Annotated in this window: 21 protein-coding genes; 7 read left to right on the top strand and 14 right to left on the bottom strand. The window is 71.3% G+C overall.

Annotated elements, in window-relative coordinates:
- Positions 1 to 486 precede the first annotated feature (486 nt).
- Complete coding sequence (locus tag KBX21_RS19795) at positions 487 to 1,224, top strand: type II secretion system F family protein (RefSeq protein ID WP_210842891.1); 738 nt, start codon at positions 487 to 489, stop codon at positions 1,222 to 1,224.
- A 45-nt stretch (positions 1,225 to 1,269) separates the two neighbouring features.
- Here KBX21_RS19795 and KBX21_RS19790 read toward each other — a convergent pair whose 3' ends face one another.
- The 6 genes from KBX21_RS19790 to KBX21_RS19765 all read right to left on the bottom strand — a co-directional run bounded on the left by KBX21_RS19790 (position 1,270) and on the right by KBX21_RS19765 (position 6,964).
- Entirely contained in the window at positions 1,270 to 2,346 is a 1,077-nt protein-coding gene (locus KBX21_RS19790) for a CU044_5270 family protein (protein ID WP_210842889.1), read from the bottom strand.
- The gene (locus KBX21_RS19785) at positions 2,334 to 2,897 is read right to left on the bottom strand and encodes an RNA polymerase sigma factor (protein WP_049579275.1); all 564 of its coding nucleotides are present in this window, start codon (positions 2,895 to 2,897) and stop codon (positions 2,334 to 2,336) included. The genes KBX21_RS19790 and KBX21_RS19785 overlap by 13 nt, the downstream gene beginning before the upstream one ends.
- A 664-nt stretch (positions 2,898 to 3,561) precedes the next feature.
- Positions 3,562 to 3,948: an Rv3654c family TadE-like protein gene (locus KBX21_RS19780; protein ID WP_210842939.1), complete on the bottom strand. Its 387-nt coding sequence runs from the start codon at positions 3,946 to 3,948 to the stop codon at positions 3,562 to 3,564.
- Positions 3,949 to 4,046: 98 nt separating this feature from the next.
- The gene (locus tag KBX21_RS19775; protein WP_156208166.1) at positions 4,047 to 4,403 is read right to left on the bottom strand and encodes a TadE family type IV pilus minor pilin; all 357 of its coding nucleotides are present in this window, start codon (positions 4,401 to 4,403) and stop codon (positions 4,047 to 4,049) included.
- The gene (locus KBX21_RS19770; protein WP_234004182.1) at positions 4,381 to 4,557 is read right to left on the bottom strand and encodes a DUF4244 domain-containing protein; all 177 of its coding nucleotides are present in this window, start codon (positions 4,555 to 4,557) and stop codon (positions 4,381 to 4,383) included. The genes KBX21_RS19775 and KBX21_RS19770 overlap by 23 nt, the downstream gene beginning before the upstream one ends.
- Before the next feature lie 109 nt (positions 4,558 to 4,666).
- A complete protein-coding gene (locus KBX21_RS19765) occupies positions 4,667 to 6,964 on the bottom strand; it encodes a DEAD/DEAH box helicase (protein ID WP_210842887.1) in 2,298 nt (765 codons plus the stop codon).
- 233 nt (positions 6,965 to 7,197) lie between these two features.
- Here KBX21_RS19765 and KBX21_RS19760 point away from each other — a divergent pair, with 233 nt between their 5' ends.
- Positions 7,198 to 7,545, top strand: a complete 348-nt coding sequence (locus tag KBX21_RS19760; protein ID WP_026117083.1) for an STAS domain-containing protein — start codon at positions 7,198 to 7,200, stop codon at positions 7,543 to 7,545.
- 13 nt (positions 7,546 to 7,558) lie between these two features.
- Positions 7,559 to 8,113 carry an ATP-binding protein gene (locus tag KBX21_RS19755; RefSeq protein ID WP_049579281.1) on the top strand — a complete coding sequence of 185 codons (555 nt, stop codon included), beginning with the start codon at positions 7,559 to 7,561 and terminating at the stop codon, positions 8,111 to 8,113.
- 78 nt (positions 8,114 to 8,191) lie between these two features.
- Here the strand turns inward: KBX21_RS19755 and KBX21_RS19750 are convergent, their stop codons facing one another.
- The 3 genes from KBX21_RS19750 to nth form a co-directional block, all read right to left on the bottom strand.
- The gene (locus KBX21_RS19750) at positions 8,192 to 9,370 is read right to left on the bottom strand and encodes a MarP family serine protease (RefSeq protein WP_049579283.1); all 1,179 of its coding nucleotides are present in this window, start codon (positions 9,368 to 9,370) and stop codon (positions 8,192 to 8,194) included.
- A gap of 23 nt (positions 9,371 to 9,393) precedes the next feature.
- Positions 9,394 to 10,047, bottom strand: coding sequence for a CoA pyrophosphatase (locus KBX21_RS19745; protein WP_017546682.1), 654 nt, complete (start codon positions 10,045 to 10,047; stop codon positions 9,394 to 9,396).
- Positions 10,048 to 10,186: 139 nt separating this feature from the next.
- A complete protein-coding gene (nth, locus tag KBX21_RS19740) occupies positions 10,187 to 10,843 on the bottom strand; it encodes an endonuclease III (protein WP_049579303.1) in 657 nt (218 codons plus the stop codon).
- Positions 10,844 to 11,257: 414 nt separating this feature from the next.
- Here nth and KBX21_RS19735 point away from each other — a divergent pair, with 414 nt between their 5' ends.
- On the top strand, positions 11,258 to 11,932 hold the full coding sequence (locus tag KBX21_RS19735; protein WP_187294582.1) for a Crp/Fnr family transcriptional regulator: 675 nt from the start codon (positions 11,258 to 11,260) through the stop codon (positions 11,930 to 11,932).
- Between the two features lie 199 nt (positions 11,933 to 12,131).
- On the opposite strand, the gene KBX21_RS19730 is transcribed toward KBX21_RS19735, so the two are convergent.
- The 4 genes from KBX21_RS19730 to KBX21_RS19715 form a co-directional block, all read right to left on the bottom strand.
- A complete protein-coding gene (locus tag KBX21_RS19730) occupies positions 12,132 to 12,938 on the bottom strand; it encodes an MBL fold metallo-hydrolase (RefSeq protein ID WP_210842885.1) in 807 nt (268 codons plus the stop codon).
- Between the two features lie 114 nt (positions 12,939 to 13,052).
- The gene (locus KBX21_RS19725) at positions 13,053 to 13,892 is read right to left on the bottom strand and encodes an NUDIX hydrolase (protein WP_210842883.1); all 840 of its coding nucleotides are present in this window, start codon (positions 13,890 to 13,892) and stop codon (positions 13,053 to 13,055) included.
- Between the two features lie 59 nt (positions 13,893 to 13,951).
- Complete coding sequence (locus KBX21_RS19720) at positions 13,952 to 14,413, bottom strand: RidA family protein (protein WP_049579293.1); 462 nt, start codon at positions 14,411 to 14,413, stop codon at positions 13,952 to 13,954.
- Positions 14,414 to 14,587 (bottom strand): DUF4177 domain-containing protein, encoded by a 174-nt coding sequence (locus KBX21_RS19715; protein WP_017590156.1) that lies wholly within the window; start codon positions 14,585 to 14,587, stop codon positions 14,414 to 14,416.
- A 147-nt stretch (positions 14,588 to 14,734) separates the two neighbouring features.
- On the opposite strand from KBX21_RS19715, the gene KBX21_RS19710 reads away from it, so the two are divergent.
- Together KBX21_RS19710 and KBX21_RS19705 are read left to right on the top strand one after the other, a co-directional pair.
- Positions 14,735 to 15,802 carry an ArsA-related P-loop ATPase gene (locus tag KBX21_RS19710; RefSeq protein WP_210842880.1) on the top strand — a complete coding sequence of 356 codons (1,068 nt, stop codon included), beginning with the start codon at positions 14,735 to 14,737 and terminating at the stop codon, positions 15,800 to 15,802.
- Between the two features lie 86 nt (positions 15,803 to 15,888).
- Entirely contained in the window at positions 15,889 to 17,061 is a 1,173-nt protein-coding gene (locus tag KBX21_RS19705; RefSeq protein WP_210842937.1) for an ArsA family ATPase, read from the top strand.
- A 19-nt stretch (positions 17,062 to 17,080) separates the two neighbouring features.
- Here the strand turns inward: KBX21_RS19705 and KBX21_RS19700 are convergent, their stop codons facing one another.
- Complete coding sequence (locus tag KBX21_RS19700; protein WP_049579529.1) at positions 17,081 to 17,398, bottom strand: WhiB family transcriptional regulator; 318 nt, start codon at positions 17,396 to 17,398, stop codon at positions 17,081 to 17,083.
- Positions 17,399 to 17,833: 435 nt separating this feature from the next.
- Here KBX21_RS19700 and KBX21_RS19695 point away from each other — a divergent pair, with 435 nt between their 5' ends.
- Positions 17,834 to 20,218, top strand: a complete 2,385-nt coding sequence (locus KBX21_RS19695; protein WP_049579531.1) for a penicillin-binding protein — start codon at positions 17,834 to 17,836, stop codon at positions 20,216 to 20,218.
- Positions 20,219 to 20,276: the final 58 nt, after the last annotated feature.

The following is a 20,276-nucleotide window of genomic DNA, read 5'->3' as shown; positions in this document are numbered from 1 at the left end:
GCCCGAGGTTCGCTCCGTCCCTGGACCCGAACACCGACGGGCGACCGTCTGATGCGCGCCGTTCCCGGGGGCGGGGCCGGAGCCGTGAGGGGCCGCTCCGCCGATTGGACGTCCGTGCCTGTCGGAGGGACCGGAGGAGGAGAGTCCGCAGGGGGCTGGAGGGCCGGAGAACGGGAGGGGTGGTGCGGCGGGTTTGGCGGGTGCGCCGGGTGCGCCGGGTGTGGTGGGCACGACAGGCACGACAAGTGTGACGGGCGCGGCAGGTACGGCAGGTACGGCAGGTACGACGGGTGCGCCGGATGTGGTGGGTGTGGTCGGCACGACAAGTGCAACAAGTGCGACGGGCGCGGCAGGTGCGACGGGTGTGGCGGGTGCGACGGGTGCGCCGGTTGTGGCGGGCACGACAGGCACGACAGGCACGACAAGTGCGATGAGTGCGATGAGTGCGAGGAATGATCGTGTCCGCCGGACACGGGAGGAGGAGCGATGTTCTTCGAAGTGGCGGTGGTGCTGTGCGCGGCGGGGGCGGTGTGGGTCCTGTGCGGTTCGGACCGGCCGCACGTGCTCCGGCGGGTGCTCGGCACCCGGGAACGCCCACAGCGGTCCGGCGAGCGGAGTTCCGTCAGGTGGCGGAGCGGACCGTGGCCGCGCGTCGCCGCCCTGGCCGGTGCCGCGACGCTTCTGACGGCCCTCCTCGGCTGGGTGGGCGTGCTGGCCGCGCTGGCTGTGGGCGCCCACCTGTGGTGGCGGACCCACAGGAGAGGGGAGTTCGCCCGCAGATTGCCGGTCACTGACGAACTCCCGGTCCTCATCGGCCTGATCGCGTCGGGGGTCCGGGCCGGGGCGACGCTCCCCGCCTGTCTGGGCGCGGTGTCCGGAGCGGCACGCGGCGACCTGGGCGCGGAGCTGTCGGTGGTGCGGGACCAGCTGCGGCTGGGCGCCGAGCCAGCCCTGGCCTGGCGGCGCTCCGCTCTGCCCGAACCCCTGGTCGCGGTCGGCCAGGACCTGGCCCGGGCCGCGGAGACCGGTGCTCCCGTGGCCGACCTGCTCGACCGACACGTGCGGGACCTGCGACGGCGGTCCCGAGCCGCCGCCACCGGGCGCGTCGAGAGACTGGGGGTCCTGGTCGTCGCCCCGCTGGGCCTGTGCTTCCTGCCCGCCTTCGTGCTGATCGGCATCGTGCCCATGGCCGCCGAGCTGCTGCTGGCCGCACTCGCGCACTGAGAAGCGGGTCGCGGCGGAGCCGTGTCCGCCGCGACCCGCCTCACGTCAGGGGCGCTGGCCGATCTCGCCGACCCAGCCCGACCACACGAACCCGATCTGCTCGGTGAGGAGCGGGTACTCCAGCCCGAAGTCGGCGGCGTCCCCGTAGCCGGGGCCCTCCTCCAGCAGGGTGGTGTCGCGGTAGAGCAGCGCGCCGTCCTGGGCGTCGTACATGTACCGGGCCTCGGTCACCCGGCCGTCGTCCTCCACGGTGAAGGAGAACAGCTCACCCTCACGGTTCAGGGTGTCGGTGGCGGTGCCCAGATAGGTCACGTCGGCGACCTCGGCGAACACCCGCTGGACGGCGGCCTCCTCGGCACCGGACAGCGGACGCGACTCGTAGAGCCTGTCCACGGCGTTGGCCACCGCGGGAAGGGACTCGTCGGCCGGGCCCTCCCCGAAGTCGGCGAGCACCTCCAGCATGCCGTCGGTGTCGGTGGGCAGCTCGGCGGGCCACACCAGGCTCTGGTGCTGGGTGTCCTCGTGGGACTCGCTGCCCTGGTCCAGGAACCACTCGTGGTCGGCCTCCTCGCCACCGGTCTCCAGCGGGGGCTTGGGTTCGGTGTCCTGGCGGGTGTTGCCCTCCAGGTCCTCCCAGTCCGTCCAGTCGTAGGGAACGAACCGGTACCCGTAGGTCTCGTCGGGGTCCTCGTCACCGGCGTTGGCGGTGAGCAGGTGCAGCTGCACGCCGGTGGTGGACACGAAGGCGACGTCGCCCTCACCGGGGGCCGCGCCGCGCGTCTCGGTGACGTCGGCCAGCTCCGTCAGCGGCTCGGTGCCGTCCACCGGGTCACCTCCGGTCACCTCGATGGGTTCGGGCTGCGCGGCGTAGGCGAGCGGGATACCAACAGGGTCGTCACCGGGCAGGATGACCACACCAGCGCCCACGGCGAGGGCTGCGGTGGCAGCACCGGCGGCCAGGACGGGGATGCGCTTCCAAAGGGGGCGGGCCATGGTCTCGTGTTCCTCCAGTTTCGCGATGGCTTCGACACGCGCCCGCTGTCGGGCCTCGGGGGTGGGGCGGACGTCCTTCGCGGGGTCGGTCCCCTCGAACGCGTTGCGCAGAGCGGTCAGGTCGTCCACGGGGCCTCCTTCAGGACGCGGACCCGAGCGGGTGCGGGGGCGTCTTCCTTCATGTACGCGGTCAGTTTTCTTCGAGCCCGGTGCAGACGCCCGCGAGCGGTGACGTGGGCGCAGCCGATCACCCTGGCGGCCTGGCGGCAGTCGAGCCCCTCCCAGGTCACGAGCATCACGAGTTCGCGTTCGACCTCCGTCAGCCGGGCCAGGGCGGCCAGCGCTCCGGCACGGTCGATGAACTGGTCGGCGTCGTCGTGGTGGTTGGCGTCGGTCTCACGCCCGAGTGACGCGGCGATCAGCCCCTGGCGTTGCGCGGTGCGCATGTGGGCGAGGCTGATCCGGCGTGCACAGGCGTAGAGCCAGGGCAGTTCCTGGCCCGGGGGCACCCGCCCCCTGCGTTGCCACGCCACCGCGAAGGCCTCCGAGGCGACGTCATCGGCCTGGTCGGGCCCCACACGTCGGCGCGCGTAGCGGTAAACCGCGTCGTAGTGCTCTTCGAACACGGCGTTGAAGTCGCGTCGGTCGGAGTGTTCGTCTCCGGCCCGGCCTTCTCGCATCGGCGTTCCTCCCGTTCTCTCACCCGTCTATGTCTGTGGAGGGGGTGTGTGTTTGATCGGGAGGCGACTTTTCTCGTGGGACCCGCACGTGTCCTGTGTCACAGGACCGGTGTGGAGGTGGGAGGGCCGACTGGCCCGGGGCCCGTCCCACCTCGAAGGTTGGGTCGACGCCTCACCACGGGATCCCCCGGGAGCAGGAGTACGGACCGCCCGCAGCCAACAGGCAGGATCCGGCGACGGAGCGGGTCGCCGCCGGACGCCCCGACCGAACCCGGAGTTCCGGGAGGTCTACCAAGCCAGAGGTGGGCCTGGTTCGTTCCCGTTGTGAATCCCCCGGTGTCCCGACGCGGCCGTCCGAGGGCTCTCCTCCCGGGGCCATCAGGCCTCCCCGGGAGCGTGGACCGGTCCGGCCCGGGAGCGCGCGGTGACCTCGTGCAGCAGGCGCCAAGGCTCGCCTCACCTTCGAACAGCCATCAGACCTCTCCGGATCGTGAGCCGGTCCTGCCCAAGGCCGGGCGAAGATCGCTGGGGACCGGACCGAAGTTCGGCAGTCCACTTCCGAGGTCACCACGCACCCACAGGAGCATGGGCCGGTCCATCCCGGGAACTGGCGAAGTCCTCGTACAGCAGACTCGAAGGCCCGAAGCGCGGCTCCGAACGGCCATCAGGCCTCCCCTGGATCGTGAGCCGGCCCTGCCCGGGAGCGCGCGGTGACCTCGTGGGGCAGGGCCGAGGCGGTAAGGGAGACGGTCACCTCAACGGTGAGGCCGTCCAGTTCGCAGGAGGAGAGCACCGCCCCGTTGGCCTCGGCTGTTCGTCGGGCCACCACGCAGACCGGCTCGGCGCCCTCGTGTGCCCGGGCCGCTGCCGCGAGCGCGGCGAGGTCCGCCGCGGTCGCCGCCCGGTCCCGGTCCAGGCGCGCCGTGGCGGTGAGGAGTACGGCGTGGACCAGGAACCAGAGCACCAGGCTCAGCGAGATCCACCAGACGCTTGCCGACCCCGAGTCCGCAGGGCCCCATGCCCCTGAGCTCCGTGGGCGCGAAGGGGCCACCGGTCCCGGCACGGGTGATCCTCGATCGCTGGGCGACCGTTCCTTGCCTCTGGGAACTTCCGGGGCGGCCACCGGAAAACCGACCGCGAGTCCCGGGCTCATCCGTGTGCCTCCAGCGGGACCGCCGCCTCAGCACCCACGCCGATCGGTGGGGCGCGGAGAGGGCCGATCCGGAGCTCGGCGCTGACGGTCACGCGGGCGGTTCCATCGCCGTCGGAGAGTTCGACGCGGGCCCGGTCCGGCGCGGCGGACAGGGCCAGGGACCGGGCCCGTTCGGGTGGTTCCCCACGGGCCAGAGCGCGGGCGCCGATTCGGGCGGCGTCGGCGCAGGACAACCGGGCCTCGGCGGCGGCGATCCCGCCGAGGGCGACCGCCAGCAGGAGCATCAGCGTGGGAAGCAGCATGGCGGCCTCCATCGTCACGGAGCCGTGGTCAGTGCCGGGGCTGGAGCGCATCGACGAAGACCTTGGTGAGAGCGGCGGAGACGGGTTCGCTGGTGGCGATCAGGTAGAGCACCCCTGCGATGGCCACGGCTGCGATCGTGCCGACGGCGTACTCGGCGGTACTCATGCCCCGGTCGAGGGTGAGCGGGCACGGCGAAGAGAACACGGGACCTCCCTGGTGGTCCGGGCGGAAGGGCGTCCGCCCGGTCCTTCCAGAGTGCGGTCATCCCGGGCCGGGCGGAAGACGTTGTCCCCAGCCTGTGGACAACTCCCGCTCAGTCCCGGCTCGCGGTTCCCAGCACCTCGTCGAGGAGGCGCAGGGCCCCGGGTTTGCTCAGGGGTTCGTTTCCGGTGCCGCACTTGGGCGACTGGATGCATGAGGGGCAGCCCTGTTCGCACTCGCAGTCGGCGATGGCCGCCCGGGTGGCGCCGAGCCACTCCCGGGCCGCCGCGAAGCCGCGTTCGGCGAACCCCGCGCCGCCCTCGTAGCCGTCATAGACGAACACCGTCAGCTTCCCGGTGTCCCCGTGCAGGGCGGTGGACACCCCGCCGATGTCCCAGCGGTCGCAGGTGGCGAGCAGGGGCAGCAGGCCGATCGCCGCGTGCTCGGCGGCGTGCGCGGCGCCCAGGAGCGCGACGTCCTCCCCGCGCAGCCGGTCCTCCCCCTCCCGGGGCAGGGTCCACCACACCGCGCGGGTCTGGAGGGTGCGTTCGGGCATGTCCAGGGGCTGTTCGCCCAGGACGGAGCCGGTGCGCACGTCCCGTTTGAGGAAGCCCACCACCTGGCGGACCACCTCGACCTCGCCGAAGCAGACAGTCGCCCCGCTCGGCCAGGCCTCCTCACGGAGCACCGACCGCACCGTGATGTCCGTGGTGTCCCGGGCCCAGGTGCTGTAGGGCGGCTCGGCCGCGTGCACCAGGGCCACTCCCTCGTCCAGGTCAAGGTCGTCCACCAGGTAGGTCGCGCCCCGGTGGAGGTAGACCGCCCCGGCGTGGACGGTTCCGTGCGCGGCCGCCTCGTCGATCTCCCCGAGCAGCTGTCCGCTGGCGGTGTCGACGATCTGGACCGGAGGCCCACCCGCACCACGGATATCGGCGAGGTCGCTTGCCCGTTCGTGACTTGTCCAGAACCAACCCCTCGGGCGCTTCCTCAGCAGGCCACGGTCCACGAGTTCGGCGAGTTGCCCCTCGGTGGTCTCCCCGAAGAGTTCGAGGTCCTCACGCGTGATCGGAAGCTCCTGAGCGGCCGCACACAGGTGCGGACCGAGGATGTGCGGGTTTTCCGGGTCAAGGACGGTCGCCTCCACGGAGCGCCCGAAAATGGCCTCCGGGTGGTGGGCCAGATACGTGTCCAGGGGGTCGTCGCGCGCGATGAACACCGCCAGGGCGTCCTCCCCACGCCGCCCGGCCCGGCCCGCCTGCTGCCACAGCGACGCCAGCGTGCCCGGCCAACCCGCGATGAGCACGGCGTCCAGACCGCTGATGTCCACACCCAGTTCCAGGGCGTTCGTGCTGGCCAGGCCGAGGAGCTCCCCCGACCTCAGGGCCTCCTCGAGTTCGCGCCGCTCGCCCGCCAGGTATCCGCCCCGGTAGGCGGCCACCCGTCCGGCCAGGTCGTGCTCACCGTTCTCGGTCAGCATCCGCTGGGCGTTCATCGCGACCACCTCCGCGCCCTGGCGCGAACGCACGAACACCAGGGTCCGGACCCCGTCCCGGACCAGGTCGACGAGCATCTCGGCGGCCTGGGAGGGCGCGGTGCGGCGGATCGGCGCACCGTGCTCGCCGGTGAGGTCGGTGAGCTCCGGCTCGACCAGCGCGACGGACATCCCCGGACGGGGAGAACCGTCCTCGCTCACTGCGGTGACCGGGACGCCGGTCAGCCGGGTGGCGCTCTCGGCGGGTGAGCCCGAGGTGGCCGAGGCCAGGACGAACACCGGCTCGGAGCGGTAGCGGGCGCACAGCCTGCGCAGACGCCGCAGGATCTGGGCCACGTGCGAGCCGAAGACCCCCCGGTACCGGTGGGCCTCGTCGATCACCACGTAGCGGAGCCGCCGCAGGAACCTCGACCACGCCCCGTGCCGGGGCAGGATGCCGTGGTGCAGCATGTCCGGGTTGGTCAGGACGTAGTTCCCGTGCTCGCGCACCCAGGAGCGCTCCTCGAGGGTGGTGTCGCCGTCGTAGACGGCCGCGCGCATGCCCGAAAGTCCCAGGTCCGTAATCCATCTGAGCTGGTCCTGGGAAAGCGCTTTCGTGGGAGAGAGGTAGAGCACCGTTTCTCCTGAGTCAACGGCGTCCACAGCGGGCATAAGGAAGGCGAGCGACTTCCCCGAGGCGGTGCCCGTGGCTATGATCACATCACGGCCCGAGCGTGCGAGGTCGGCGGCGGCTGCCTGGTGGGACCACGGACCCGTGATCCCCCGTTCGGCCAGTCGTTCGACCAGATGGGGGGCTGTCCACTCAGGCCAGTCCCCACTCACTCCCGCGTTCCGGGCCACATGCTCGATGTGGGTGACCTGCGGGTACCGGGTGTCGTCACGCCACACGCCGGGGAGCGCGGGCTCCGATCGCCTCATCGAGTCCCCTCCTCACTGGACACGTTCGCGAGTCGTCCGACCTCGTTCCGAGGTTCGGGGCACCGCTCGACGTCGGTTTCAGTGTGTCATCCGGGGTAGGAGTGGCGCGGGGTCGCCGTTTGCGCGTGCATGGCGGGCAGACATTAGCGACACCCGTGGTTGAATGCGTGCTGGTGGGGTAACGCCCGGCAGAGATACTTCGCGATATTTCGCGGTTCGGCGCTGGAGGACTTGTGGATTTGAAGCTTGATCATTACACCGAGGGCGACACCGAGATCGTCGTCGTTGAGGGTGAGATCGATGTCTATACCGCGCCCCGGCTCCGCGAGCTGCTGATCGACCTGGTCAACAAGGGCAACTTCCACCTCGTGGTCAACATGGAGAAGGTGGAGTTCCTGGACTCGACGGGCCTCGGTGTGCTTGTGGGCGGGTTGAAGCGGGTCCGTGCTCACGACGGGACCCTGGACCTGGTCTGCACCCAGGAGCGGATTCTGAAGATCTTCCGGATCACCGGACTGACCAAGGTGTTCGGTATCCACGGCTCTGTGCAGGAAGCCATCGACAAGCGTTCGTCGAAGTAACCCAGAGCGAGCGATGGCAACCATCACGCTCACGATCAGCGCGCTCCCGGCCCACGTGCGCACGGCTCGGCTCATGGCCGCGACCGTCGCGCGTCGGGCGGGCATCGCCGCCTCCGCGATCGACGAGATCAGGCTGGCGGTCGGTGAGGCCTGCTCACGGGCGGTCGCGGCGCACAAGCTGCACTGCCCCACGCAGCCGATCCAGCTCCAACTGATCGACGGCAGCGGACCCGATCCGGTGACGGACCCCCGTACCGACGCCTCGAACCCGACGCCGGGCTCCAACGGGAGCGCGACACGACGCTTCGAGGTGGTCGTCTCCGACCGTGCACCCGCGAAGGACACCGAGGAGACGACACACCACCTGGAGCCGTTGCTCGACGGCCTCTTCCTGGACGGCGAGGACACCCCTCCCGGCGGGATCTCCGGTTTCTCCCCCGGCCTCGGCCTGGCGGTGATCACCGGCCTCGCGGACGAGGTGAGCATCGAACCCGAGGAATCGGGCACGGTGGTCCGGATGAGCTGGCCGCTCCACGCGGACCAGACCCAGAACCCGAGCTCGAACTAGGCTTCACGTCACGAAGGGGCGCCTCCCGGACCGGGAGGCGCCCCTTCGTCGTCCTCGGGGCTCGGGCCCCGACCCGCGTCAGTCGCAGGTCTGGGACGAGACCTCCGCGAGGGCGGTCAGCCCCTCCTCGGCGTTGGCCGCGACCTCGTCGGCGGTCAGCACGTAGCCGGTCTCGTCCTCGTTGGTGGCCGCGGCGAAGACCACTCCGTACACGGTGCCGTCGGGGGCGAGCAGCGGGCCACCGGAGTTGCCGGGGCGCACCACCGCACGGACCTGGTAGATCTCCCGGCTCACCTGCTGCGCGTGGTAGAAGTCCGAGCCCTGCGCGGTCTGCTTGGCGCGGATGCGCGCCGGGACGGCGGTGAACCCGCTGTTGCGCGGGAAGCCCGCCACGACGGCGTCGTCGCCCTGAGCGGCCTCATCGTTGAAGTCCAGGGGCTCCAGGTCCATCCCGGGCACGTGCAGCACGGCCAGGTCCTGCTGGGCGTCGAACAGCACCAGGGTGGCCTCCAGCTGGTGTCCGTCCCGGGTGACCACGCGCAGGTCCTCGGTGACCCCGGCGACCACGTGGGCGTTGGTCATGATGCGGTCCTGCCCGTAGGCGAAGCCGGTGCCCTCCACCCTCCGCTGGCAGGAGGGGGCCGTGCCGAGCACCTTGACCACGCTGCGGCTGGACTCGATGAGCTCCGGCGTGGTGAGGACGTCGGGGTCGGGCGGGTCCACCTCGGCGAGTTCGCCCGTGCCGAGGCCGCTGAACACCTGCGGGAAGGCGCTCTGGTCCACCACCCGACGGAAGGTCGAGAAGCCCTGATGCGCGGCGTCCGGCATCAGCGAGTCCACCGCTTGGAGGATGCGTGACTCCTTGACCTGCTGGGACACGTACGGCAGGGCCGAGTTGGCCACCGTGCTGCCGATGAACCAGGCGACCAGCAGCACCGAGATCCCGCTGACCACCGCGCCGCCGAGCGCGTCCACGACGCGCGCCGAGTCCCACGTGACCTTGTTGCGCACCATGGTGCCCAGGTAGGAGGCGAGGAACTGGCCCAGGGCCGCGGAGAGGAACACCACGGCGATGGCCAGCAGGGCCTGGCGCCCGGGGTCGGCCACCCACTCCTGGATGAGCCCGGGCGCGGTGAGCGCCGCGACGATCCCGCCGCCGATGAAGCCGACGAAGCTGAAGACGCCGACGATGAACCCCTGCCGGTAGCCGGTCACCGCGAAGAGCAGCAACAGGATGACCAGGACCGCGTCGAGCACGGATGCCCTCCAAGAAGTGAGCGTTACCCGACCGGGCGGAGTCCCTGCGGGGTGGCTTCGAACACGTCTGTTAGACCCCTGTCACGCCAGGGAAGTTCCCATCCCCCGAGAACGAGCAGGCTGTCGATGATCGCTCCCGTGAAACCCCACACGAGCATGCCGTCCACCCGGAACCCCGGACCCCACATGGGGCCTCCCCCGTAGCGGACCTTGACCCTGTTCGCCGGGTCGGCGAGGTCGGCGACGGGGACGCGGGCCACCGCGGCGACCTCCCCGGCGTCGGCGGCGCGCACCTCGGAGGGCTCTCGCCACCAGCCGAGGATGGGGGCGACCCGGAAGTCGCTGAAGCTCAGGTAGAGCTCGGGGAGGCGGCCGACCACGTCGATCCCCGCGGGGACGGCACCGGTCTCCTCCTCGGCCTCGCGCAGCGCGGCGGCCTCGGGTGAGGCGTCGGTGGGTTCGATCCGCCCGCCGGGGAAGGCTGGCTGGCCCGCGTGGCGGCGCAGCCCGTCGTTGCGCTGGATGAGCAGGAGGTCGGGTCCCCTGTCGGTCTCCCCGAAGAGGATGAGCACGGCGGACTCGCGGCCACCCCGCTCCGGCGGGCGCATCGGCTTGGGCACCGGCATCGTCCGGGCGTCGTCCGCGAGCGCGGACAGCCAGAGCGGGGTCGAGTTCATTCGCTGGGAACCTGTTCCGGGGGTTGTCACGCCGACATCTGTACGGGTGCGGACGCCTCGGGAGCCGGTGTGCGCGCACTCACGTGATTCAGGGTACAAACTGCCGGGACCCATGCCCGCGTCTTCGGGTCCTGGCCGGTCAGGCGAAGGAGCGCATCCGGAGCAGTTTGGTGGCGGTCTCGGTGTCCGTGGGCCCCTCCCCGAAGGACGGGCACCAGCGGGCCACGCCGCACGCGCCGCAGGCGGGCCTGCGGGCGTGGCACACGCGGCGGCCGTGCCACACCACCCGGTGGGAGAGCATCGTCCAGTCCTTGGAGGGGAAGAGTTCGCCGACGGCGTGCTCGACCCTGACCGGGTCCTCCTCGTCGGTCCACCCGAATCGCCGGACCAGTCGGCCGAAGTGGGTGTCCACGGTGATCCCCGGCACATCGAAGGCGTTACCGAGCAGTACGTTTGCGGTTTTTCGTCCTACACCGGGTAGTTTGACCAGGTCGGCGAGGTTTCCAGGGACCTCGCCGCCGTGTCGTTCGCACAGGGCCTGGCCCAGCCCCAACAGGCTGTTGGCCTTGGCCCGGAAGAACCCCGTCGAACGAATCATCTCCTCCAGCTCCTCGCGCCTGGCCGACGCGTAGGCCTCGGCGTCGGGGTAGCGCGCGAAGAGCGCCGGGGTGACCAGGTTGACCCGCTTGTCCGTGCACTGCGCGGACAGGATCGTCGCGACCAGGAGCTCCAGCGGGGTGGTGAAGTTCAGTTCGGCGTGGGCGTCCGGATACAGCTCCGAGAGCTCCCGGTACATCTTCCGAGCGCGGCGGACCAGCGCGAGTCGGCTCTCCCCGGTGGGCGTGGCGTTCTCCGGCACGGCCGCGCCCTCCTCGGACGCGGTGTGACGGGGCTCTGGAGTGTGGGACATCGTCACAGGGTAGGCGTCCGGTCGTGGGGGCACGTCCGGGTCGACTCACACCGGTGTCGGAATTCGGTCGCGTGCCGACGTTTCGACTGGTGACCGAGATTATGTAACCAATGTCCGGTCGTACGGCGCGGACACGCCGTGACCCAAGTCGGCAACGACTAGGATCGCATGGGCTGACGTCGGCTGTTGTGGGCACGTTGTCTCCCGGCGGACTAGCCGTGGTAACGAACTGGTTTCCCACCCGGTTGCGATATACGTCACACTGTTGACGGTCAGGTTTTAGGAGGACGTGTGGACGAGATCAACGAGGTGCTCCGGAAGGCCCCTCTGTTCGAGGCGCTGGACGAGGAGGACACGGCCGCGCTCCGCTCCTCGGTGAACGAGGTGCGTCTCGGTCGCGGTCAGACCCTGTTCAACGAGGGTGACGAGGGCGACCGCCTGTACGTGATCCTCAGCGGGAAGGTGAAGCTGACCCGCACGGCCGTGGACGGTCGCGAGAACCTGCTGGGCGTGCTCGGCCCCAGCGAGATGTTCGGAGAGCTGTCGCTGTTCGACCCGCGCCCGCGCACCGCGAGCGCCGTGGCCGTCACCGACTCCGTGCTCGCCGGGCTCGGCCACGACGACCTGCGGCCCTTCCTGTCCAGCCGCCCGCAGGTGGGCCTCCAGCTGCTCAAGTCGCTGGCCGCCCGACTGCGCCGGACCAACGACGTGATGGCCGACCTGGTCTTCACCGACGTGCCCGGCCGCGTGGCCAAGGCCCTGCTCGAACTCGCCGACAAGTTCGGCAAGGAGGGCGACGACGGCCTGCACGTGCACCACGACCTCACCCAGGAGGAGCTGGCCCAGCTGGTGGGCGCCTCCCGTGAGACGGTCAACAAGGCCCTCGCCGAGTTCGCCCTGCGCGGCTGGCTGCGGATCGAGGCCAAGGCCGTGGTCCTGCTGGACGTCGAGCGCATGCGCCGTCGCGCCCGCTAGAGACGCCTCAGCAGAACCACAGACGCTGTGCGGCCGCCGCCCTCCGGGGTGGCGGCCGCAGCGCTTTCAGGGGCCTCTCAGGCGCTCTCCGGGCCGACGCGGGCTCCCGGCCGCGGGGGCTCCCGGCCACGCGGGCTCCCGGCCACGCGGGCTCCGGGGCACGTGGACTCCTGGCCCGCACGCCCCGGGGACGCGGGACCTACTCCACGAATCCCTCGGGGAGCTCGCCCTTGACCGCCAGGTAGCGCAGCTGCGCCCGGACCGAGGAGGCCGCGGCCGGGCGGACGCTCTCCACGACGTCGGGGTAGACGCGGTCGATGATCTCCCCGACCTCCGCCGCTCCGGCCGCCACCGCGTCCCGCACCTGCGCCAGACGCGCCTCACGGTGGTCGATGTAGGAGGTCAGTGCGGCCGTCGGCGAGGTCAGGATCGGCCCGTGCCCCGGCAACAGCGTCCGCACCTGGTATTCCTCCACCAGGCCCCGGAGGCGGTACAGCGAGTCCATGTAGGGGGCCAGGCCGTCGTCACCGTCGATCACCGTCGTGCCGTGTCCCAGGATGGTGTCCCCGGTCAGGATGGCGCTGTCGGCCTCGACGAGCAGGCAGACCGAGTCGTCGGTGTGCCCCGGCGTGGCGATGACCCGGACCTCCAGGCCGTCCACGTCGAGCAGCTGACCGTCCTCCAGGCCCGCGCCGCCCACCCGCACCTGCGGGTCCACCGCGTGCACGGGCGCACCGGTCAGTTCGGAGAAGTACCGGGAACCCTCGGCGTGGTCGAAGTGCCGGTGCGTCACCACGGCCATCTGGACCTGGGCGCCCTGTTCCTGCACGATCCGCGCCACCCGCTCCAGGTGGCGCTCGTCGTGGGGGCCCGGATCGACGACCATCACCCCGCGCGCGCCCGGTTCACGCAGGACCCAGGTGTTGGTGCCCTCCAGCGTCATCGGGCCTGGGTTGGGGCAGAGCACGCAACCGGCGCGCAGTGTCCCGGAACCGTCGATCCTCATCGCACCTCGCTTCGATCGCCGTACCCGGACCCGCCCGAACGGCCCCGAGGGGCCGTCGTACGACGGGCCGCCCCACGACGGGGCGCCGCGCGCCGCCGGAAGAGGAAGCAGCGCTCACTGTCCCGCGCCGGGCCCCGGCAGGGGGAAGTCCCTACCGTCCGGCGCCACGACACGGAGCTGTCCGCCTATTTCCCGAACGTCCGGTTCGAGAGGAACGATATCCCGCCGGGCCTCCCTCACACCCCGGAGGGTCCGCCGCTCCGCCAGCTCGGCGCAGGCGATCACGGTCGGCGGCAGCATCGGCATCCTCCCGGCGCCCCATTCCACGGCGACCGCGGACGGGTCGGTCCACCGCGTGAGGTCGGCCTCACCGCCGACGTCGCGTGCCGCCTGCCCGGGAGGGAGTTCGGCGGTGAAGAACCAGGTGTCGAAGCGGCGCGGCTGGTTGCCGGGGGTGATCCACCTCGACCATGCGCGCAGCCACTCCGAGCGCAGCGCCAGCCCGCGCCGACGCAGCACCTCCGTGAAGGAGTGGGTGTGGTCGATCAGGCCGAGCCGGTCCCGCTCCCAGTCGTCGGTGGCGGTGTCGAGGGTGATCGCCTCCTCCCCCGCCCGCTCCGGTTCGCTGGCCAGCAGGACACCGGTCTCCTCGAAGGTCTCCCGGACCGCCGCGCACACCAGGGCGCGGGCCCGGGGCACGTCCGTGCCCAGGACCCCGGCCCACTCCTCGGGGGACGGACCGGTCCACGGGAGGTCGCCGTCGGCGTCGCGCCCGTCCACCCGGCCGCCCGGGAAGACGTAGGCACCCGGGGCGAATCCCATGGTCGGCACCCTGCGCATGAGCAGGACCTCCATGGGGCGCTCCGCTCGTGCGGTGTCGGAGCCCGCCACCGGACGCAGCAGCATCACGGTGGCGGCGGGGCGGGGCCGGGCCACACCGTCGTCCTCGGTCATCGACTCACTCCCGTCGTTCACGAAGGCCGCGCTGTGGCCCGGGTCGTCCTCGGGTCCGGTCAGCGGACCTCGACGATCATGTCAACCTCGACCGGGGCGTCCAACGGCAGGGACGCGACACCGACGGCGGCCCGGGCGTGCACCCCGGCCGCGCCGAAGACCTCGCCGAGCAGCTCGCTGGCCCCGTTGATCACACCGGGGTGCCCGGTGAACCCGGGGTCGCTGGCCACGAAGCCACCCACCCGCACCACGCGCACCACGTCGGACAGCTCGCCGACCTCGGCCCGCACCGCCGCGATGGCGTTCAGCGCGCACACGGCGGCCAGTTCCTTGGCGGCCTCCGGGCTGACCTCGGCACCGACCTTGCCGGTGGCCGGAAGGGCGCCGTCGACGAACGGCAGCTGGCCGGAGACGTAGACGTGGTCACCGCTGCGGACGGTCGGCTGGTAGGCCGCGACCGGGGGAACGACCTCGGGCAGGGTGAGCCCGAGTTCGGCGATCCGCTCCTCCGGGGTCGCCATCTACTTGGCCCGCTTCATGTAGGCGACGTACTGCTGGTTGCGCGGGTCGGTGCCCTCGGGCAGCGGCGCCGGCACGACGGAGACCAGCTCCCAGCCGTCCTCGCCCCAGTTGTCCAGGATCTGCTTGGTGGCGTGCGACAGCAGCGCCACGCTCTGGTACTCCCACTTGCTCATTCGTCTACCCCTCTCGATCACCGGCGGCCCCTGGGACCGCCCCTCGACGCCGCTCACCTTACTCACCCGCACCCACTCGGGAGGCCAGGCGTACCCGGCCGTACCTGCGTCCACTGGCCGACGGAGCCCGCACATAGACTCCGTGGGGTGAGCGATCGTGAACAGGGACCGCGCGGTGACGACCCGGGGACGGCGTTCGCCGGTGCCCGGTTGCACATCGTGACGGGCAAGGGCGGTACCGGCAAGACGACGGCCGCCACGGCGTTGGCGCTGGCCCTGGCCTCCCGGGGCGGACGCGTGCTCCTGGTCGAGGTGGAGGGCCGCCAGGGGGTGGCCTCCCTGCTCGGGAGCCCCGCCCTGCCCTACGAGGAGCGCGAGATGATGACCGCGCCCGGCGGGGGTTCGGTCCACGTGCTGGCGGCGGATGCCGAGGCCGCGCTGCTGGAGTACCTGGAGCTGTTCTACGGGATGCGCAGGGCCGGTCAGGCGCTCACCAAACTGGGTGCCGTCGACTTCGCCACCACCATCGCCCCAGGGCTGCGCGACGTCCTGCTCACCGGCAAGGCCACCGAGGCGGTCCGGCGGCGCACGGGTGGCCGGGGACGGACCTCCGGCTCCCCCTCGAGTGCCCCCTTCCACTACGACGCCGTGATCATGGACGCGCCGCCCACGGGGCGGATCGGGCGGTTCCTGAACGTCAACTCGGAGGTGGCGGGGCTGGCCCGGGTGGGTCCCGTCCGAGGCCACGCCGACCGGGTCATGGAGGTGATCCGCTCCGCCCGGACCCGCGTGCACTTCGTGACCCTGCTGGAGGAGATGCCCGCCCAGGAGACCCGGGACGGGATCGCTGAGCTGCGCGAGCTGGGTCTGCCCCTGGGATCAGTCCTGGTGAACATGGTCGCGCCGCCGCTGCTGGACGCCGCCGACCTCGCCGCCGCCGTCACGGGGGAGCTGGACTCGGCCGCGCTCGCTTCGGGGCTCAGGGCCGCGCCTCTGGACCGGGCCCTGCTGGAGGCGCACAAGGAGCTGGCCGAGGACCTCGCGGGCGAGGTGCGCGCGCACGCGCTGCGCCAGCTGCTGGAGGAACGGGTCCGCGGCGAGTTGGAGGAATTGGGCCTGCCCATGGTGGAGCTGCCCCGGGTGGAGGGCGGGGTGGACCGCGCCGCGCTGGGTGACCTGGCCCGGAGCCTGACCGATCAGGGGGTGGAGCGGTGACCGAGGACCGGAGAGGGGCGGGCCCGGGAGGGGCGGGTCCGGGAGGAGCGAGTCCGAACGCCCGGGGACCGCGTGAGGGCGCGCCGCTGGACGTGGACGCCCTGCTGGACGACACCCGCACGAGGATCGTCGTGTGCTGTGGGGCGGGCGGGGTCGGCAAGACCACCACCGCCGCCGCGCTGGGGCTGCGCGCCGCCGAACGCGGACGGCGCACCGTGGTGATCACCGTGGACCCGGCCCGGCGCCTGGCGCAGTCGATGGGGCTCGTGGAGCTGGACAACACCCCGCGTCCGGTACCGCTCCCCGAATCGGCCCGGGGCAGCCTGCACGCGATGATGCTCGACATGAAGCGGACCTTCGACGAGGTCGTCAGGGAGCACGCCGACCCCGAGAGGGCCCGCCAGATCCTGGCCAACCCCTTCTACCAGACCCTCTCCACGAGCTTCTCCGGCACGCAGGAGTACATGGCGATGGAGAAGCTGGGGCAGCTGCGCCAGTCCGGCGAGTGGGACCTGATCGTGGTGGACACCCCGCCCAGCCGGTCCGCGCTGGACTTCCTGGACGCGCCCAAGCGGCTCGGCCGGTTCCTGGACGGCCGACTCATCCGCTTCCTGAGTACCCCGGCCACCGGCGCCTTCCGGCTGCTGGGCGCCGGGTTCAACGTGGTGGGCTCGGTGGTGGGCAAGATCGTCGGGACCCAGTTCCTGGCCGACCTGCGTTCCTTCGTCTCCGCGTTCGACACGGTGTTCGGCGGGTTCCAGGAACGCGCCGAGCGGACCTATCGGCTGCTCCAGACGCCGGGGACGGCCTTCGTGGTGGTGGCGACCCCGGACACGGACGCGATGCGCGAGGCCTCCTACTTCATGGACCGGTTGGCGGCGGAGTCCATGCCACTGGCGGGCCTGGTGCTGAACCGGACGCATCCGCTGCCGTCCGGGCCGGGGGCGCGACTGGGCGCGGACGAGGCGCTGGCGGCCGCCGCTTCGCTGAAGGAGGCGGGCTCCCACCCGCTCGCGGCGGCGGCCCTGCGCCTTCACGCGGAGCGGGTCCGGGCACACGAGCGCGAGGAGCGGCTGCGGGCCCGGATGCTGTCGGCCCACCGGGGGGCGCGGGTGGTCGAGGTTCCCGCGCGGCCCGAGGACGTGCACGACCTCGCCGGTCTGCGCGGAATCGGCGTGGCGCTCGCCGGGGGCACCGAGGGTGCCCCCTCGACCGGAGGTGCGGCGGGTTCCGGGGAGGCCGCGCCGGAGGACTCCTGAGGACGGATCCGGGCCGGTGTCAGGCGGGCGTGTCCCGCAGGGTCCGCGCGATACGGGAGAGGTCGTCCTCACCCTCCCGGCGGGCCTCCTCCAGCAGGGGAGCCCAGTCGGTGACGTCGGGGTGCTTGCGCAACAGGGAGCGGCGTTCGCGTTCGGTCATGCCGCCCCACACCCCGAACTCCACCCGGTGGTCCAGCGCGTCGGCGAGGCACTCGACACGCACGGGACAGCCGTGGCAGAAGAGCTTGGCGCGGTTCTGCGCGGCGCCCTGGACGAAAAGGGCGTCGGGGTCGATCTGACGGCACAGGGCCTCTGTCGTCCACTGATGGGTCCACATGTGGCGCACTTCCCAGACGTGTGCTAGCGCTCGCGGTCAAAGGTGGTTGGTGTGCTCTGGTTGAGTGGAGGTGAACACGGTGGCCTCCCGCTACCGCGTGGGGCGCGTCGTGCACGCATCGTCACGGCGCCCCATCTCGAAAGTACGGTTCGGATCGCCGCGCCAACAGAACCCACTCGACCCACTTTCCGTCTCACGGATATGGCCCGAGCGGGCCATTGCGCGACCGGCCGACCACCCTCCCCGACCGGGGCAGGGGTGCGTGTCGGCTGAACCACACCCGGGACTGTCTGCGTTAACCGTGGAAGGATGGTCCGGGGATACGGCTCGTGCGTAGTCATGGGCGATTCGGCGTGAAAACGCACCGTCCGTTACCGATCGCACCGCTTCTGAGCGTTCGTGGTCACTTAGTCTGATGGGGTGGGTCAGGGGACATTGCTTCAAAGAATCAGCCAACTGGTCGTCGTCGGTGTGATCGCCGGCCTCCTCGTCGCCGCACTCGCCCTACCGGCGGTCGGCGGCATGGGGATCACCGCCCGCAACATCGCCAGCGGCTTCCTGGACATGCCCAGCCAACTCGAGACACCTCCACCTCCTCAGCGGTCGACCATCTACGACCGCGAGGGCGGTGTGATCGCGGAGATCTTCGACCAGAACCGTGAGCTCGTCGACATCGACGACGTCTCCCCGGTGATGGTCGACGCCATCCTCGCCATGGAGGACTCCCGCTTCTACGACCACGGTGGTCTGGACGTGTCCGGCACCCTGCGTGCCGCCCTCCGGACAATGGGAGGCAACACCGAGGGTGCCTCCTCCATCACCCAGCAGTACGTGAAGAACGTGCAGATCGAGGCCGCCACCTCCCAGGAGGAGCTGGAGGAGGCCCGCGAGGAGACCATCGCCCGCAAGATCCGGGAGCTGCGCTACGCCGTCGCCCTGGAACAGAGGATGTCCAAGGACGAGATCCTGGAGGGCTACCTCAACATCGCCTACTTCAGCGACGGCGCCTACGGCGTCGAGTCCGCCGCGCAGCACTTCTTCCAGGTGCCCGCGAGCGAGCTGGAGCTGCACCAGGCGGCGACCATCGCCGGTCTCGTCCGCTATCCCTACCTGTACAACCCGCGCTTCTTCCCCGAGCAGACCACCGAGCGGCGCAACGTCGTCCTGGACCGCATGGTCGCCACCGAGGCCATCACCGAGGAGGAGGCCGAGGAGGCCAAGGCCGAGGAGATGGAGCTGGACCTGGACACCCCGCCCAACGGGTGCGTCCCCAGCGACCAGCCCTTCTTCTGCGACTACGTCGTGCAGGAGATCGAGCAGGACGAGCGGTTCGGCCCCAACGAGACCGAGCGGGCGCGCTGGCTGCGCACCGCCGGCCTGGAGATCCACACGACCCTGGACCCGCAGACGCAGGAATCGGGCCAAAAGGCCGTGGACAAGTGGGTGCCGCGCGAGAACGACTCCCGCAAGGTGGCCGCGCAGGCGGTCGTCGAACCGGGCACCGGCCACATCCTCGGGATGATGCAGAGCCGCAACTACGGTCCCGACGAGAGCAAGCTCGGCGAGACCTCGATCAACTTCACCACCGACTCCGACCGGGGCGGCAGCAGCGGCTTCCAGGCCGGGTCGACGTTCAAGGCGATCACCCTCGCCTCCGCGCTGGAGGAGGGGCTGCCCTTCGGCACCTCCTTCAACTCACCGAGCTCCACCACGGTGAGCGGCCAGACCTCCTGCAACGGCGGGCGGCTGGAGTCGTGGTCGCTGAGCAACGCCGGTGACAGCAACGCGGGCAACCACAACATGGTGTCCGGCACCAAGGCCTCCTCCAACACCTACTTCGCGCAGCTCCAGGCCCGCGCGGGCCTGTGCAACACGATGAAGATGGCGGAGAAGCTGGGGCTGAAGCGCGCCGACGGCACCCTGTTCACGGAGAACGACAACTCGCTCGCCAACAGCAGCTTCACGCTGGGCAGCGAGGAGGTCTCCCCGCTGCGGGTGTCCAACGCCTACGCGACCTTCGCCTCCGGCGGCATGTACTGCGAGCCGCAGTCCATCACCAAGATCGAGGACCGCCAGGCGGGCGCCACGATCGACATCGAGCCGCAGTGCGAGCGCGTGATCGACGAGGACGTCGCCGACGGCACCAGCTACCTGCTGTCGCAGACCTTCAACGGGGGCACCGCCGCCAGCCTCGGCATCGGCCGTCCCGCGGCGGGCAAGACCGGAACCACCGACGGTTCCGCCGCGGCCTGGTTCGCCGGGTTCACCCCGCAGATGGCCAGCAGCGTGTTCGTCGGCGACCCGCGCGGTCCCCAGCAGTACCCGCTGCGCAACGTCAGGATCGGCGACCGGTACTTCGGGACCGTGTACGGGGCGACCATCCCCGGCCCGATCTGGCAGGAGACCATGCGAGGCGCCCACGAGGGCCTGGACACCGAGCGTCTGGCGTCCGCGCCCGGCAAGTTCGGTTCCACCTCCGAGCCCCGCGCTCCCCGGAATGACGATGACGACGAGGACGCCAGCCCGGCCAGCGACGACGGCGGCGTTCCCAACGTCGTCGGTCTGGGCGAGTCCGAGGCCGTCGCCGCCCTGGAGGCCGCCGGTTACTCGGCGAACGTGTCCGGAACGACGGTCCGCTCGTCCGAGAGCGAGGGTTCGGTGGCCGCGGTCAACCCGAACCCGGGCACCCGCCTCCCTGAGGGAGCGACGGTCAACGTGTTCCTGAGCAGCGGCGGCGGCCGTGCCAACTCGGAGGGCACCCCGGACCGCGGCGGTTGGCACCCGGTGGTCCCGGCGACCCAGCCCAGCCGGAGCGACTGACCCCGAGCAGCACGGAGGGGGCGGCGGTGACCAGGTCACCGCCGCCCCCTCGTCGTTC

This window comes from Nocardiopsis sp. B62, from assembly GCF_018070675.1.
Lineage (GTDB): Bacteria > Actinomycetota > Actinomycetes > Streptosporangiales > Streptosporangiaceae > Nocardiopsis > Nocardiopsis prasina.
The sequence above is the reverse complement of the archived record's forward strand: the minus strand, read 5'-3'. Positions and strand labels throughout refer to the sequence as shown.

Bases quoted from the DNA above. Each gene is read 5' to 3' on its own strand.
- KBX21_RS19725 (WP_210842883.1), bottom strand. From the start codon at position 13,892: ATGACCGAGGACGACGGTGTGGCCCGGCCCCGCCCCGCCGCCACCGTG.
- KBX21_RS19715 (WP_017590156.1), bottom strand. From the start codon at position 14,587: ATGAGCAAGTGGGAGTACCAGAGCGTGGCGCTGCTGTCGCACGCCACC.
- KBX21_RS19765 (WP_210842887.1), bottom strand. From the start codon at position 6,964: ATGAGGCGATCGGAGCCCGCGCTCCCCGGCGTGTGGCGTGACGACACC.
- KBX21_RS19755 (WP_049579281.1), top strand. From the start codon at position 7,559: ATGGCAACCATCACGCTCACGATCAGCGCGCTCCCGGCCCACGTGCGC.
- nth (WP_049579303.1), bottom strand. From the start codon at position 10,843: ATGTACCGGGAGCTCTCGGAGCTGTATCCGGACGCCCACGCCGAACTG.
- KBX21_RS19785 (WP_049579275.1), bottom strand. From the start codon at position 2,897: ATGCGAGAAGGCCGGGCCGGAGACGAACACTCCGACCGACGCGACTTC.
- KBX21_RS19720 (WP_049579293.1), bottom strand. From the start codon at position 14,413: ATGGCGACCCCGGAGGAGCGGATCGCCGAACTCGGGCTCACCCTGCCC.
- KBX21_RS19775 (WP_156208166.1), bottom strand. From the start codon at position 4,403: ATGCGCTCCAGCCCCGGCACTGACCACGGCTCCGTGACGATGGAGGCC.
- KBX21_RS19795 (WP_210842891.1), top strand. From the start codon at position 487: ATGTTCTTCGAAGTGGCGGTGGTGCTGTGCGCGGCGGGGGCGGTGTGG.
- KBX21_RS19745 (WP_017546682.1), bottom strand. From the start codon at position 10,047: ATGAACTCGACCCCGCTCTGGCTGTCCGCGCTCGCGGACGACGCCCGG.
- KBX21_RS19700 (WP_049579529.1), bottom strand. From the start codon at position 17,398: ATGTGGACCCATCAGTGGACGACAGAGGCCCTGTGCCGTCAGATCGAC.
- KBX21_RS19730 (WP_210842885.1), bottom strand. From the start codon at position 12,938: ATGAGGATCGACGGTTCCGGGACACTGCGCGCCGGTTGCGTGCTCTGC.